Genomic DNA, 13,704 nt, shown 5'->3' with positions numbered 1-13,704 from the left:
ATTTTAGTAATGTTGATGGGCGATGGATAGCTATTGCCTAACGATTAATTAAGGTGCTTGGCCGGGTTAAAGGATTTTTCATGAAGAAAGTGTTGATTTTAACGTTTAGCAGGGCTGTCAAGCTGTTAGCTAATATCGTTAAAATACTAAGCTATCTCTTTCATTGGTTGTTTCCTAAAAAGCGCTTTAACATTCCTGCGCATGCTAAGCCAATCCTGCCTAAGACAAGTGAAAGTCTTATTCCTAAAATAATATGGCAAACCAATTTTACTGACAAAGTTACGCTGCCAGTTTACGTTAATTATTTATTTAACCGAATCATGGCGCCTAGCTATGAATACCGTTTTATGATTACTAAATCCCGCGCCGAATTTGTGGCGAAGTACTATCCTGAAGAGCTACCGTATTACAATCGCTTGCAAATAGGGGCGGCACAAGCTGATTTATGGCGGCTGATGATATTGAATAAGTTTGGTGGTGTTTATCTTGATATTGATGCGCATTTAGTGTGGCCGCTTAGAGATATCATCGGTAGCAAAAATGAAGAATTGTATATCACAACGAGAAGAAAAGAACTTAGTAACTACTTTATTGCTAGTCGTTCTGATAATAATAACTTGGAAAAAATGATCAGCAAAGTAATAGACAATATTCGTTCAGGAAGCTCAGATAATGTTTTTTATCTTACGGGCCCCGGCGTATTTCATGAGTGTCTAGAGCAAGGCACGGTTCCTACTGTTTCATATCGCTATGCAGTTAACCAGGGTAGCTTTACTAATGAATATTTTCAGTACATAGATAAGCCTGAAGGGAAATGGAATAGACAACAAATAAAAACTGATATTATCAGTAAATAAATACCTGAAATCATGGCGGTGTTATGAAGGGTATCTGGATTGTTAATAGCAATATTTGTCGATATGTGAAGTTTTCTTTTAATTAAAAAAATTGGACCAGTTTCATGAAGCATGTAGAGATATCATTTATTACAATAAACTATAATTCATCGCAACATACTATTGAGTTAGTAAATAGTATTTTGTTAAAAACGATTGATGTTTCTTATGAAATAATTGTTATTGACAACGCTTCCGAGTTAAAGGATTTTTTAATTTTAAGAGAGTTTTTGAAAGATATAGAAAAAGTAAAGCTGGTGAGAAATTCTATTAATGCCGGGTTTTCCGCCGGTAATATGTTGGGCGTAAACTATGCTGGTGGGCAATATTATTTTTTCATTAATAATGACTGTAAGTTGCTTAATAATACGGCAGGAATATTGAAAAAGTTTTTGGAGTTGAATAAGGAAGTGGCGCTTGCGACTGCACAAATTTTGGATGCTAATAACAACTACTCATCTTCTTACAAGCAATTTCCCCACCTTTTGAAGCAGCTTTTCGGTAACAGCGCACAAAGAAAATTTTCAAAAAACAAATTTCCTAGTAATAAAATTAGAGTAGTGGAACCTACACAGGTAGAAGTCGTTAGTGGTTCTTGCATGTTCTTTAGATCAGATGTTTTTTGTGATATTGGTGGGTTTGATACCGTTTTTTTCCTTTATTGTGAAGAGGAAGATATAGCAAAAAGGGTTTGGGATACGAATAGAAAGGTTTTCTTTGTACCAGAAGCTCAAATATATCACGAAGCAGGAGGTAGCACAGAGCAGGGGTTTGTAATGCAACGAGAATTTTATATTTCCTACTACCATTTGCTTAATAAACATTACAATCGTGCTAGTCGTTTATTATTAAAGTCAGCGCTGTTTTCTAAACTATTTTTTAGAATGTTTAAGAAAAAAATGGGGATGAAAGTGTTTTTATCTATGTTGGGTGGCTTTTCTGAAAAAAATAGTCTTAGATATTACCAAAAGGTCAAGAAAAATAATGAATAAATTTTAGAGGTAAATAGATCCTAGTTAAATACATACTGAATTTTGTATGTGTATGACTGGTAAAAATTATACTGTTTTACAGTAAAATACTTATTAAGTTGAGAAGCTTCCGTGTCGATTTCAGCTGTGTTAATCGTAAAAAACGAAGCGCATCACTTGCGTGAGTGCCTGGAGACGCTTGCCTGGGCAGATGAAATAGTCGTGCTCGATGCGGGCAGCCAGGATGACACCTGCGCCATTGCAAGCGAGTACACCGATAACGTCAGTGTGGAGACAGATTGGCAGGGCTTTGGTGTTCAGCGCCAGCGGGCGCAAGCGCGGGCCAGCCATGAGTGGATACTAATGGTGGATGCCGATGAGCGGGTAACACCTGAACTGCGCGACAGCATCTTGAAAGCCATACAGCAGCCGCCTGCTGTTTACAGTGCTAGCCGCCTTTCCTGGTGTTTTGGGCGCTTTATCCGCCACTCAGGCTGGTACCCTGACCGAGTACTGCGCCTCTACCCATGCTCACAGGCCGGCTATAACGCTGCGCTGGTGCATGAAAAGCTGGTGGTACCGAAGGGGTTGAGCGTCAAACGCCTATCCGGCGACCTGCTGCACTATACCTATCGTGATTTGCGCCACTACCTGGAAAAGTCCGCCCACTACGCCCAAGCCTGGGCGGAGCAGCGCGACGCCCAAGGCAAGACCGCCACGTTAGGCAGCGGCTTTACGCATGGAATTGCCTGCTTTCTCAAAATGTATGTGCTTAAAGCGGGCTTTAAAGACGGCAAGCAGGGGTTTCTGTTGGCGCTGCTCTCGGCGCACTCCACGTTCAACAAGTATGCCGATCTGTGGATACGTACCCGCACATCACCCATTGAGAAGCGCTGACACCTGTTTGGCCGCTGTCTCAATATCGATCGCTGTCATATCTTGTTGGTCGGCGGATGCCGGTGGGCTGAATGCCAGACGCTTTTCAGCGCTATTACAGGTTTGCCAACGCAGCGGCGTTGCCGAGCGCTTGGCCGGGTAAAATCCGGCGGTGGCAATGTTCAAACACCCGGCAATATGTAGCGGCCCGGTCGAGCCTGCGATCAGCATATCCGCCCCGGCCAGTTGCTGGGCAAATTCGGCTACGCTGGCGCTTGCCGGCAGGCGGTGTGCGACAATTCCATCACTTTTCAGCTGATCAATCAGCGTCTGAGCAGGCGCTTCCTCGCCAGGGCCTGCGCTGATCAGCCAGCAGGCGGTTGAATCGCTCAACCGCCGGTCAACACCACCAATCAACGCCGCATACTGCTCAATCGAGAGATTGACCGCCGAGCCGCCGCTGCCGGGGTGAACCACTATCAGCCTGGCTGAGGGCGGCGCTTCGGTTGCACCTTCCAGTCGCTTTCGCTGCTCGACTTTCCGGGCATCCTCCACCGGCCAGAAAGGCGGGGCGGGCAGGGCGTTCAGGGTGAGCGAAAGACGGGCGAGTAGCGCACAGGCAAGATCGACGTTGTACTGATACTCTGGCTTTTCCGAGCGCGAACGCCGCTGTCGGATACGCACGTTATAAAACAGCTGCGCCCATTTGGTCGCCGGGGCTACGCGCAGTGCAATGCCGGCCCGAAAGCCCAACCAGCCGATCCGTGGCGTAGAAAAAAGTGTCAGTAGAGCATCAAACTTGGCGGCCTTGACGCACTCGAGCAGGGTTTTCTGGGCCGCTTTATCGGCCTGCTGACCCGGGTCGATGATCACCTCATCCACCCACGGACAAGCGTGGGCCAAAGGGGCGGTGTAAGCGGGCACCAGTACCGTTACATGTGGGGCGGGCGATGCACTTTTCAGACACGCCAACGCTGGCCAGGCCAGCATAAAGTCGCCGATTTTGTCGTTGCGGACAACGAGCAATTTCTTCGCCATGGTTAAAGCCCTGTTAATTGCAGCCTGTATACTACAAGAGAATGATTGGCTTGTTTAACAGTGCGTGGCGAAGGAGGAGGAATGGTAAATAAGGTGGTGCAACTTTGCCTATCGGATGGTAACGGCGGGATGGAGTTTTATGTGGATCGCATAACCGAGGATTTAAAAGAGGCCCAAATTGAAGTGATGGGTATCTGCCTCGAAAGTACGCGGGTTCAGTCCTATATGCAGCGTAATCAGGTACCGTACTTGGCATTTAAGGATATCACTCAAGCACTAAAGCATGTAATGCGCATTCGCCGTTGGTTGATTGAAGAAAATGTACATGTTGTCCACTGCCATAAATCGAGCGATCTGCGCTTAACCTCACTTCTAAAGCTGGTTATGCCGAGCATTAGAGTATTTTACACCGATCATATGGGCGGGCAACGCGCGAAAAAAAGCCCCTACCACCGGTTTGCCTATGGCAAGGTGGACCGTGTGCTGTCGATCAGCAAGGCCACCCACCAGCGCAATGTCAGCAATCTGCCCGTGCCGCGTGATCACGTTATTTGCCTGCCCCATGGGGTGAATATCAACATCTATCGCCCATGCTATGACGACGAGACGGTGCGCACCAAACGCTCTGAGCTGGGTATTCCTGAAGGGGCGGTAGCGATCGGCCTGCCCGGGCGCGTCACGCCGGGCAAGGGGCAGGACGTGTGGGTCAAGGCACTGCTTGAGCTTGATCCTGACCTCGATTTTTATGCGCTCTCTATCGGTGGGACGGACTACGCCTCCGGTGGTACAGAACGTTTTTACACTGAGTTACAGGCGCTGATCACCGGGACGCCGCTTGCCGATAGAATCACCTTTCTGGGCCACCGTGATGACCTGACTGAGATTCTGCCGGTGCTCGACATGGTATGTATTCCCTCAGAAAACGAGGCCTTTGGGCTGACGATCATTGAATCCATGGCCTGCGGCATGCCAATCATTGGCTCCAATACAGGGTCGCTACCGGAACTGGTCGATAGCGCTTCCGGCGTGCTGGTAGGGCCGCATGATGTCAGCGCCTGGGCCACCGCAATGGGCGCCATGGTGCGCGATGATGCCGGGCGTGAAGAGATGGGTCGGGCCGCCAGGGCACGCGTTGAGCAGCACTTCAGCAACAAGCAGCACGTCAAACGGTTGATTGAGCTTTATTACGGCGCGGAGTAACCCTCACGGTAGCCTTCATGAACGGTAGCCATGATGGCTTCGACCCGTTCAGGTGGGCTGAACTTTGCCACCGAACGGCCAAGGCGCGCCAAATTAGCCGTCTGCCACTTGCCAGATTCGCGCAGTCGACAGCGATCAAGATCAATCAGCCAAGGCGTTGCATCGGGGGCAATCAAAATATTACGGGCGTTGAGATCTATATGATCAAGCCCCTGCTGATGAAAGCGCCGGATCATGGCGCCCACACGGCGCAGCAGGGCGGCGTCCGCTTCGCCGACTTCAAGCAGGCTTGCCAACGCCCTGGCGCCAGGAATACGCACGGTTAGCAGTGCCGCCTCGTAAGTCATGCCATGGCGGGTCACACAGCAGGCAACCGGCGTGGGAACCGGCAGGCCTTGCTCGTAAAGCGCCGCGGTCAGTCGCAGCTCTTGAAACGCCCTGGTGCGCTCGGCACCCAGCCATAGATAGCGCTGTTCGCTCAATTTGGCGGCCAGGCCGCCGCGGCGATAGGGCCGCAGCACCCACTGCTGGTCAGGTGTTGCCTGAAGGAAAAGCGCGCTGCCGCGTCCGGGGGCTTCACCTACTATCAAGTGCTGGTCTCGCCAGTAGTCGGCACTGAACAACGCCGGGCTCACGGGGTGCGCTAGTTTGGGTGGTGATAGTTGGTGTGATCCTGGCGCGTCACTTAAACTGTCCGCATCGTGTAGAATCAGACTATTTTTTTGCTGGAGTGCCGTTAAGCGCATGAAGCCCTCGTTGCCTGCTGAACCCAACCACATTGCCATTTTGCGCCTCTCCGCCCTGGGAGATGTGTGTAATCTTGTACCGACGGTACGCGCTTTACAGCGCCAGTGGCCACAAGCGCGCATCACCTGGATTATCGGCAAGGGGGAGCACAGTTTACTGGCGGGGCTATCCGGGGTCGAGTTTGTTGTCTATGACAAGTCAACGGGCCTTGCCGGTATGCGTGCCTTGTGGCGTGAGCTTGCTGATACGCGTTTTGACGTGCTCCTGCATATGCAGCAGGCAATTCGCGCCAGCGTGCTTTCTCTGGGCCTCAAGGCCAACGTGCGCGTGGGCTATGATAAAGCCCGCGCCAAGGATGCCCAGCATTGGTTTACTCAACACCAGCTAGCCCCACATGCCAAGGCCCACGTGCTGGAGTCCTTCATGGATTTTGCCCGTTTGCTGGGCGTTGCCGACACACGCCTGGAGTGGCACATGCCGGTACCGCCAACGGCTATTGACGAAGCGCGGGCGATTAGCGGCGAGGCACCTTATCTGGTCATCAACCCATGCAGCAATGCGCGGCTGCGTAATTTTCGCAATTGGTCGGTCGAGGGTTACGCAAGTGTGATTGAACACGCCTGGGTGCATCACGGCCTGAAAAGTGTCCTGACGGGCGGAGGCAGCTCGCTTGAGCGTGACATTGGTGAGCAGATCGAAGCGCTGTGTCAGCCCAGCAGCGTTATCAATGCGATTGGCGGCACGTCGCTCAAGGGCATACTGGCGCTGATTGGCCAAGCGCGAGCAGTGATCGCCCCCGATACCGGCCCGTCGCATATGGCCAACGCCATGGGAACGCCGACGCTTGGTCTTTACGCCACCACCAATCCGCAGCGCGCTGCGCCTTACTGCTGGCGCGATTTTGCGGTGAACGCCTACCCCGAAGCGGTACGCACCTATCTGCATAAAGACATAGGTGAGGTGAGCTGGGGGCAGCGGGTGCGCCATCAGGATGCCATGGCGCTGATTAAAACCGACAACGTCATCGCCAAGCTCGACGCGCTGTTAGCGCACACAGCCACCGACACTGCCCCAGGATCTCGTCATGAAAGTTGATTTAACCGCTCTTGAACATGCCCACGTACTGGTCGTGGGTGACGTCATGCTCGACCGTTACTGGCACGGCGGTACCTCGCGTATTTCCCCGGAGGCGCCGGTGCCGGTGGTGCGCGTGGAAGAGGCGGATGACCGTCCCGGTGGCGCGGCCAACGTGGCGCTCAATGTGGCTTCGTTAGGTGGGCATGCGGCGCTGGCGGGGGTGGTCGGCGATGATGACAATGCCGCCTTATTGGAAGCTCGGCTGCATACGGCCAATGTAAGCACTTACTTTCAGCGCAGCAGCGATGTCCCCACGATCACTAAGCTGCGCGTCATGAGTCGTAACCAGCAACTGTTGCGTCTGGATTTCGAACAGCGCCTGGATAGCGTCGACACCACCGACCTGCTGGCACAGGTAGAAAAAGCCCTGCCTGATTGCGATGTGGTGATCCTCTCCGACTACGGTAAGGGCACGCTCAACCAGGTCGAGCGGCTGATTGCTCAGGCTCGCGCTCACGGTAAGCGCGTACTGATTGACCCCAAGGGACAGGATTTCACCAAGTACCGCGGTGCAAGCCTGATTACCCCTAACCTCACCGAGTTTGAAGCCGTGGTGGGGCACTGTGACAGTGATGCCGAGCTTGCCCAACGCGGAGAAGCGCTGCGCGCGGAGCTTGAGCTTGAAGCGCTGCTGATTACCCGCAGCGAAAAGGGCATGACCCTGATCTGCGCCGGGCAACCGCCTATCCATCTGCCTACGCGTGCCCAGGAAGTGTTTGACGTCACCGGCGCCGGTGACACGGTCATCGGTCTGATGGGGTTGGCGCTGGCCGCTGGCCACGCGCTGCCGGAAGCCATGATGCTGGCCAATCTGGGCGCCGGCTTGGTGGTTGCCAAGCCCGGCACCGCCACGCTTTCAGTGGCCGAACTGTATACCGCGCTACACGGCGACAAGCTTGCCGAGTTTGGCGTCATCGATCAGGCGCCGCTGATCGAGGCGGTACGCGCAGCTCAACTGCGTGGCGAGCGGGTGGTTATGACCAACGGCTGCTTCGATATTCTGCATGCCGGGCATGTCGCTTATTTGGAGCAGGCTCGGCGCCTGGGCGATAGGTTGATCGTGGCGGTTAACGATGATGCCTCGATTGGCCGCCTGAAAGGTCCTAAACGGCCGATCAACCCGCTTAACCGGCGCATGCAGGTGTTGGCTGGCCTGGGCGCGGTGGACTGGGTGGTGCCGTTTAGCAATGACACGCCTCAAGCCCTCATTGAGGACGTGCTGCCGGATATTCTGGTGAAGGGCGGCGACTACCAACCCGAGGATATTGCTGGCGGCGAAGCAGTACGTGCCCACGGCGGTGAAGTGAAGGTGCTGGGGTTTGAAGATGGCGTCTCCACGACCGCTATGATCAGCTCCATTCTGGATCGCGAGGGGTAGTGGCGACCCATGCATTACAAGGTCGCGTCTGGCCGCGCCTAGCCTATTCGGCAGCACTTTACGCACTGTCGCCTTTGCTTGGCTGGCGTATCTGGCGCGAGCAAGTGCTCACTTACTCACGCTGGCAGCGGCTGGGCATGCGACTGGGGGCACTTCCCGACAAGCCGCGCCTGTGGCTGCATTGTGCGTCGGTAGGCGAGGTGCGTGCCGCGCGCCCTCTGATTGACGCGCTGCTGGCGCGCTACCCTCACCACAGCCTGTTGCTGACCACCATGACCGCCACCGGCGCCCAGCAGGCCCAGTCCATTATCGATGAACAGCGCTTTGATCAGGCGCGGCTTGCTCACTGCTTTCTACCGCTGGATTTTCCTGGCGCCGCGCGACGCTTTATTCGCCGCGTGAAACCTTCGCTTGCGATCATGTTTGAAACCGAGCTGTGGCCCAATCTGCTTCACGCCTGCCGGCGCGGCGATATTCCTGTTGCGGTCGTCAACGGTCGGCTATCGCCTAGAGCGTTCAGCCGTTACCAGAAAATTGCCCCGCTGATGGCCAGCGCGCTGGCCAATGTCAGTTGGCTGGCGGCCAAGTCCCCGGCGGATGCCGAACGGTTTGAAGCCTTGGGCTGTGCGTCTGAGAAAACCGCTGTGGTGGGCTCGCTAAAGTTTGAGCTGGTAAGCTCGGAGACGGCGCTTGAAGAGAGTAAGCGCTTACTTGAAAGCTGGGGCAATCGACCGGTGTGGGTGGCAGGATCGACCCGTGATGGCGAAGAAGCCCTGCTGCTTGATGCCCATCGACAGTTGCTTAAACGGTTTCCGGACGCGCTGCTGGTGATGGCACCGCGTCATCCGCAGCGCTTTGACGACGTTGCCGCCCTTTGCCAAGCCCAGGGCTGGGAGGTCCGTCGGCGCAGTCAGGGCCAGCTCGTCACTCCAGCCACTCAGGTTTATCTGGGCGATACGCTGGGCGAGCTTGGCCTGTTGTATGGCGTATGCCAAGTGGCGTTTGTGGGCGGGAGCCTGGTGCCGCTTGGCGGGCACAATGTGCTTGAACCCGCCGCCCTCGGCAAGCCAGTGCTGAGTGGCCCGTTCACGGAAAACTTTGCCGATGTGGTCGAACCACTGCAGGTGGCAGGGGCGCTGGCGATAGTCGAGGACGTCGCGGCGCTTGCCTGCGCCCTTGAAGCTCGCCTTGATGACCCCACTCGCTGTGCTGAAGAGGGGCAGGCTGGCATCAACGTGATCAAGGCACACCAGGGAGCGTTAGCGCGTACCCTTGATGGCCTGGCGGCGCTGCTTGACCCTAGCGCAGTGTGATTCGCTCGACACCATCCGCCTTGCCCAGCAACAGCACGTCAGCCCCGCGCGCGGCAAACAGACCGTTGGTGACCACGCCCACAATCGCATTGATCTTGGCTTCCATGGCCACCGGGTCGGCAATCTTGAAGTCGTAGCAGTCGATGATCTGGTTACCGTTATCGGTGATCACTCCCTGGCGATAGACCGGGTCGGCGCCCAGGGCGACCAATTCCCGGGCGACGTAAGAGCGTGCCATGGGAATGACTTCGACCGGGAGAGGGAATTCACCCAGCGTGTCCACCCGTTTTGAGCCATCGGCAATACAGATGAAACGCTCGGCACAGGCGGCGACGATCTTTTCACGGGTAAGCGCCGCACCGCCGCCCTTGATCATATGTAAGTCAGTATTCACTTCGTCAGCACCATCGATATAGAAGGGAACGGTGCCAACACTATTGAGTTCGAATACCTCGATTCCCAATTTTTCAAGACGCTCTGCGCTGGCGTTGGAACTGGCCACTGCGCCTTTAAAAAGATGGCTGAGAGGGCCTAGACGATCAATAAAAAGATTGGCTGTCGAGCCGGTTCCAATCCCTAACACGGTATCTTTTTCTAGATGAGGCTTGATTTCATCAATAGCGGCATCCGCCACTGCGGCCTTCAGTTCGTCCTGGTTCATGGTAAGCCTAATGAGTCAGTAATGAGTGAACAGTAAAGTACGAGTGGCGCCAGTATAGCGTTCTAAACGCTCGCTGAAACGTAGCAGGCCGTGGGTTTGTTCAATCATGGTGGGCAGCTGCACATTTTGTCTCAATGTGATCTAACGCTGCTAGTGAATAGCGTATGATTTAACAAACCCACTTCACTAACGCTATCTGAAAGGTTGAGATTCATGCTGGATCGGGGTTAAGTCCTTCAGACTTCTGGACGGCACTAGACGTAATCTGCTACCAATAAAGGTTTTTCCGCTCACGTTCTTCCCTTGGGATACTCGCATGCTCGAAGCAACCGTCAAAAAGATCCTCCAAGCGCACGTTTATGAAGCCGCTTGTGAGACGCCTATTTCCCCTGCCCCCTTTTTGTCGCGTCGTTTCAATAACCAGATTTTGATTAAACGTGAAGATCTGCAGCCCGTTTTCTCGTTCAAGATCCGCGGCGCGTACAACAAGATGGCTCAGCTCTCCGAGGAGCAGAAAGCCAAAGGCGTGATTGCAGCCTCAGCGGGTAATCACGCTCAGGGGCTGGCCATGGCGGCCAAGCTCATGGGGGTGAAGGCAGTGATCGTGATGCCGCGGATTACGCCTGAAATCAAGGTACAGGCCGTTCGCGCCCGGGGCGCCAAGGTCATATTGAAAGGCGATGCGTTTGCTGCCGCTGCCGAGCATGCTCAAGAGCTGATTAAAGAACATGGCTACACGTATATACCGCCGTTTGACGATATTGACGTGGTGGCGGGTCAAGGCACCATCGGGGTCGAGATTCTTCGTCAACACGCTGGCCGCCTGGACGCCATCTTTGTGCCGGTCGGGGGTGGCGGGTTGATTGCGGGGGTGGCGGCTTATGTGAAGTACCTGCGCCCCGATATCAAAGTGATTGGCGTCGAGGCGGAAGATAGCGCCTGTCTGAAAGCGGCTCTGGAGGCGGGCGAGCGTGTAGTGCTCGATCAAGTAGGCGTATTCGCCGAAGGGGTCGCGGTCGCCCAAATTGGTGAAGTGCCATTTTCACTGATTCAGGGGCTGGTTGATGATGTGATCACAGTGAATACCGATGAAATGTGCGCCGCGGTGAAAGATATTTTCGAAGATACCCGGGCGGTAGCGGAAACGTCAGGCGCGTTGTCATTGGCGGGGCTGAAAAAATATATTCAGCAGACCGGCGCTGAAGGCGAAACGTTGCTGTGTATTAATTCGGGGGCGAACACTAACTTTGATCGTCTCCAGCATATCGCTGAACGCACGGAGTTGGGTGAACAGCGAGAGGCGATTCTCGCGGTGACCATTGCTGAAAAACCCGGTAGCTTTAAAAAATTCTGCCGTACGCTAGGTAAGCGCATGGTGACCGAGTTTAGCTATCGCTATGCCGACAGCAGTGAAGCGCATATCTATGTAGGGATTCAAGTTAAACCCGGTGGGGAAGATCGCCAGTCAGTGATCGAGAAATTGCGCGAAAGCGACTATCAGGTAGAAGACCTGACCGATAATGAGCTGGCGAAGCTGCATATTCGTCATCTTAGCGGCGGTCGCCCCAGCGAGCACTTCGAGGAAGAAGTGTACCGGTTTGAATTTCCTGAGCGCCCAGGCGCGTTAATGAACTTTTTGACGCAACTTCCGCACGATTGGAATATCTCACTGTTTCACTACCGTAATCATGGTGCAGCGTATGGTCGGGTCCTGGTGGGCATGCAGGTGCCCAACGGAGATCGAACTCATGTGGCCGACTATTTAGACGCCATTGGCTATCGTTACTGGCGCGAGAGCGATAATCCCGCTTACCGGCTTTTCATGGCTTAGTGAGAGCGCGCAAGGCAGAAAAATGTGTGTGAGTAGTCGCTTACCTTACATGTCAGAGCAGTCGGTAACATAACGTTACGAAAAGGTTTGAAAATCGCTTAAAAAAAGGCGTTTCACCCGTTGTCAGCTGCGCCCTTATAGCCCTATAGTCGTGATCGAAATTAATCAAATCTGCCATGCTTTTGCGAGCGCAAATAAAGCAGATTTAACCCACTCGGTAATGGCAAAGGTGTTGGAGAAGCGGCATGCGGCGTAAGAAGCCTGATATGGTAATGGCGTTGATGGTGGTGTTTGCATTAGGGGTGCTCGCCACCGGTTATGCGCAGGCGTTGTCGGGAAGTTAACCCGGCAACTGCGGCGGCAACGTTATTACTCCGCTGTCAGATGTAAAGGGGCTGATCCTGAATAGGGTCGGCCCTTTTGCGTTTAGCGGGTTGTTGTATTGTTAGCGTGTGCGTCTCACGTAGCCTTGGTCGCTCACCACCGCCGTTAACGGCACATCCCAAGGCTCTACGGGTAGCGAAGCTACCTGTTGGCAGGCGTGAGCAACCCCAATGAGGTTTGGCGATGGACCGGGACGATGCATGAACGCCAAGCTTCGGTCATAAAAACCGCCCCCCATGCCCATCCGGTTAGCGTTAGCATCATAGCCCACCAGCGGCACAATCAGCGTATCCAATGCCCAGGCTGGCAGCCGGTTTTGCCGTTGCGCGCTAAACCGCATGTCGGGCTCCCAGATATTAAACCGGTTACGTACCATGGGCGTATCGCGCTGGTAAGCAACGAACCAGAGAACGTTTGCGCTGAAGGGTCGTAATACGGGTAAATAGACCTCGACACGTCGTTTACGCAACCACTCAATGAGCGGTGTTGGGTCGATTTCACCATTGACGGGTAAGTATAGGCTGATGCGCTTGGCGCGACGGATTTCAGGCAGGGCTTTTAATTGATGGCATAAGCGCTGGGCCGCTAGGCGTTGCTCATGCTCAGAAAGGGCTTGGCGCTGACGACGCAAAAAACGACGTAGCGTGCGCTTTTCATCGTCGCGATGAAGGCTTTCCATGCTGATAATCCCTTATGCTGGGTGTTCTCCGAGATGCCGCTGTCGTTCTGGCCCTGAACCTACTGGTTCAGGTGGGTGGCCGCAGCCAAGCCGTCAGGCTTTCCGACGCACGGACATGCACACAGGCCTGGCTAGCATTTGGCCCCCTGGGTATTACGCATAGGCTCGAGGGACTATAACGACTGGCGCACACCCCAGAGAACCCAGCCATCCTAACAGAGCAACCGCGAATGCCAAAGTGCTGGGTTAAGGTTGGCGCGTTTTGGCCAACGCTCGTTCTAGGCGATCATTTAATCGGTTAAGATTTTCTTCACCGGCACGATGCTCATCCATGGACTCAAGAAGCTCGTGAGTGATATTGAGTGCCGCCATGATAGCGACACGCTCGCTGCCTAGTACGCTGCTTTGGGCATGAATACCCTGCATGGCACGATCCAAATAGCGTGCGGCGCGGTCAAGTTTGGCTTCTTCGCCCGTATCGCAGGCAATGATATAGCCACGCCCTAATAGGGTGATTTCTTTAGTTGGCCGCTTGGGGTTATTCATCAAAGACTCCGGCACGGGCCAGCAAGGGCCCCAATGCGTTAACATCA

Annotated in this window: 13 protein-coding genes and 1 other RNA gene; 8 read left to right on the top strand and 6 right to left on the bottom strand. The window is 54.0% G+C overall.

The window, feature by feature from the left end; genetic code table 11:
- The first annotated feature begins 80 nt into the window (after positions 1–80).
- The 3 genes from ACFFLD_RS14755 (at position 81) to ACFFLD_RS14745 (ending at position 2,764) form a co-directional block, all read left to right on the top strand.
- Positions 81–857 carry a glycosyltransferase family 32 protein gene (locus tag ACFFLD_RS14755; RefSeq protein WP_386041632.1) on the top strand — a complete coding sequence of 259 codons (777 nt, stop codon included), beginning with the start codon at positions 81–83 and terminating at the stop codon, positions 855–857.
- Positions 858–961: 104 nt separating this feature from the next.
- Positions 962–1,888 carry a glycosyltransferase family 2 protein gene (locus tag ACFFLD_RS14750; RefSeq protein ID WP_386041630.1) on the top strand — a complete coding sequence of 309 codons (927 nt, stop codon included), beginning with the start codon at positions 962–964 and terminating at the stop codon, positions 1,886–1,888.
- A 111-nt stretch (positions 1,889–1,999) separates the two neighbouring features.
- On the top strand, positions 2,000–2,764 hold the full coding sequence (locus ACFFLD_RS14745) for a glycosyltransferase family 2 protein (protein ID WP_386041628.1): 765 nt from the start codon (positions 2,000–2,002) through the stop codon (positions 2,762–2,764).
- Here the strand turns inward: ACFFLD_RS14745 and ACFFLD_RS14740 are convergent.
- The gene (locus ACFFLD_RS14740; RefSeq protein WP_386041626.1) at positions 2,744–3,781 is read right to left on the bottom strand and encodes a glycosyltransferase family 9 protein; all 1,038 of its coding nucleotides are present in this window, start codon (positions 3,779–3,781) and stop codon (positions 2,744–2,746) included. The two genes, ACFFLD_RS14745 and ACFFLD_RS14740, sit on opposite strands and share 21 nt — an antisense overlap.
- A gap of 81 nt (positions 3,782–3,862) precedes the next feature.
- Between ACFFLD_RS14740 and ACFFLD_RS14735 the strand changes: the two genes are divergently transcribed.
- Positions 3,863–4,981, top strand: a complete 1,119-nt coding sequence (locus ACFFLD_RS14735; protein ID WP_386041624.1) for a glycosyltransferase family 4 protein — start codon at positions 3,863–3,865, stop codon at positions 4,979–4,981.
- Here the strand turns inward: ACFFLD_RS14735 and ACFFLD_RS14730 are convergent.
- Entirely contained in the window at positions 4,966–5,727 is a 762-nt protein-coding gene (locus ACFFLD_RS14730) for a 3-deoxy-D-manno-octulosonic acid kinase (protein WP_386041622.1), read from the bottom strand. The genes ACFFLD_RS14735 and ACFFLD_RS14730 overlap by 16 nt on opposite strands.
- Between ACFFLD_RS14730 and ACFFLD_RS14725 the strand changes: the two genes are divergently transcribed.
- From ACFFLD_RS14725 to waaA, 3 genes are read left to right on the top strand one after another with little or no spacing between them, the layout of a single operon-like run.
- A complete protein-coding gene (locus ACFFLD_RS14725; protein ID WP_386041620.1) occupies positions 5,726–6,823 on the top strand; it encodes a glycosyltransferase family 9 protein in 1,098 nt (365 codons plus the stop codon). The two genes, ACFFLD_RS14730 and ACFFLD_RS14725, sit on opposite strands and share 2 nt — an antisense overlap.
- On the top strand, positions 6,813–8,243 hold the full coding sequence (gene hldE, locus ACFFLD_RS14720) for a bifunctional D-glycero-beta-D-manno-heptose-7-phosphate kinase/D-glycero-beta-D-manno-heptose 1-phosphate adenylyltransferase HldE (RefSeq protein ID WP_386041618.1): 1,431 nt from the start codon (positions 6,813–6,815) through the stop codon (positions 8,241–8,243). The genes ACFFLD_RS14725 and hldE overlap by 11 nt, the downstream gene beginning before the upstream one ends.
- Positions 8,243–9,556, top strand: a complete 1,314-nt coding sequence (gene waaA, locus ACFFLD_RS14715) for a lipid IV(A) 3-deoxy-D-manno-octulosonic acid transferase (RefSeq protein ID WP_386041616.1) — start codon at positions 8,243–8,245, stop codon at positions 9,554–9,556. The genes hldE and waaA overlap by 1 nt, the downstream gene beginning before the upstream one ends.
- Here waaA and rpiA read toward each other — a convergent pair.
- Entirely contained in the window at positions 9,543–10,217 is a 675-nt protein-coding gene (gene rpiA / locus ACFFLD_RS14710; RefSeq protein WP_386041613.1) for a ribose-5-phosphate isomerase RpiA, read from the bottom strand. The two genes, waaA and rpiA, sit on opposite strands and share 14 nt — an antisense overlap.
- A gap of 316 nt (positions 10,218–10,533) precedes the next feature.
- Here rpiA and ilvA point away from each other — a divergent pair, with 316 nt between their 5' ends.
- A complete protein-coding gene (ilvA, locus tag ACFFLD_RS14705) occupies positions 10,534–12,048 on the top strand; it encodes a threonine ammonia-lyase, biosynthetic (protein WP_386041611.1) in 1,515 nt (504 codons plus the stop codon).
- A gap of 445 nt (positions 12,049–12,493) precedes the next feature.
- Here the strand turns inward: ilvA and ACFFLD_RS14700 are convergent, their stop codons facing one another.
- From ACFFLD_RS14700 to ACFFLD_RS14690, 3 genes are all read right to left on the bottom strand, one after another.
- A complete protein-coding gene (locus ACFFLD_RS14700; RefSeq protein WP_386041609.1) occupies positions 12,494–13,111 on the bottom strand; it encodes a 5-formyltetrahydrofolate cyclo-ligase in 618 nt (205 codons plus the stop codon).
- 21 nt (positions 13,112–13,132) lie between these two features.
- Positions 13,133–13,315, bottom strand: a non-coding RNA gene (gene ssrS / locus ACFFLD_RS14695) — 6S RNA.
- A 42-nt stretch (positions 13,316–13,357) separates the two neighbouring features.
- Positions 13,358–13,657, bottom strand: a complete 300-nt coding sequence (locus ACFFLD_RS14690; RefSeq protein WP_386041607.1) for a cell division protein ZapA — start codon at positions 13,655–13,657, stop codon at positions 13,358–13,360.
- Positions 13,658–13,704: the final 47 nt, after the last annotated feature.

This window comes from Vreelandella sulfidaeris, from assembly GCF_042429665.1.
In the GTDB taxonomy this organism is placed as follows: domain Bacteria; phylum Pseudomonadota; class Gammaproteobacteria; order Pseudomonadales; family Halomonadaceae; genus Vreelandella.
The sequence above is the reverse complement of the archived record's forward strand: the minus strand, read 5'-3'. Positions and strand labels throughout refer to the sequence as shown.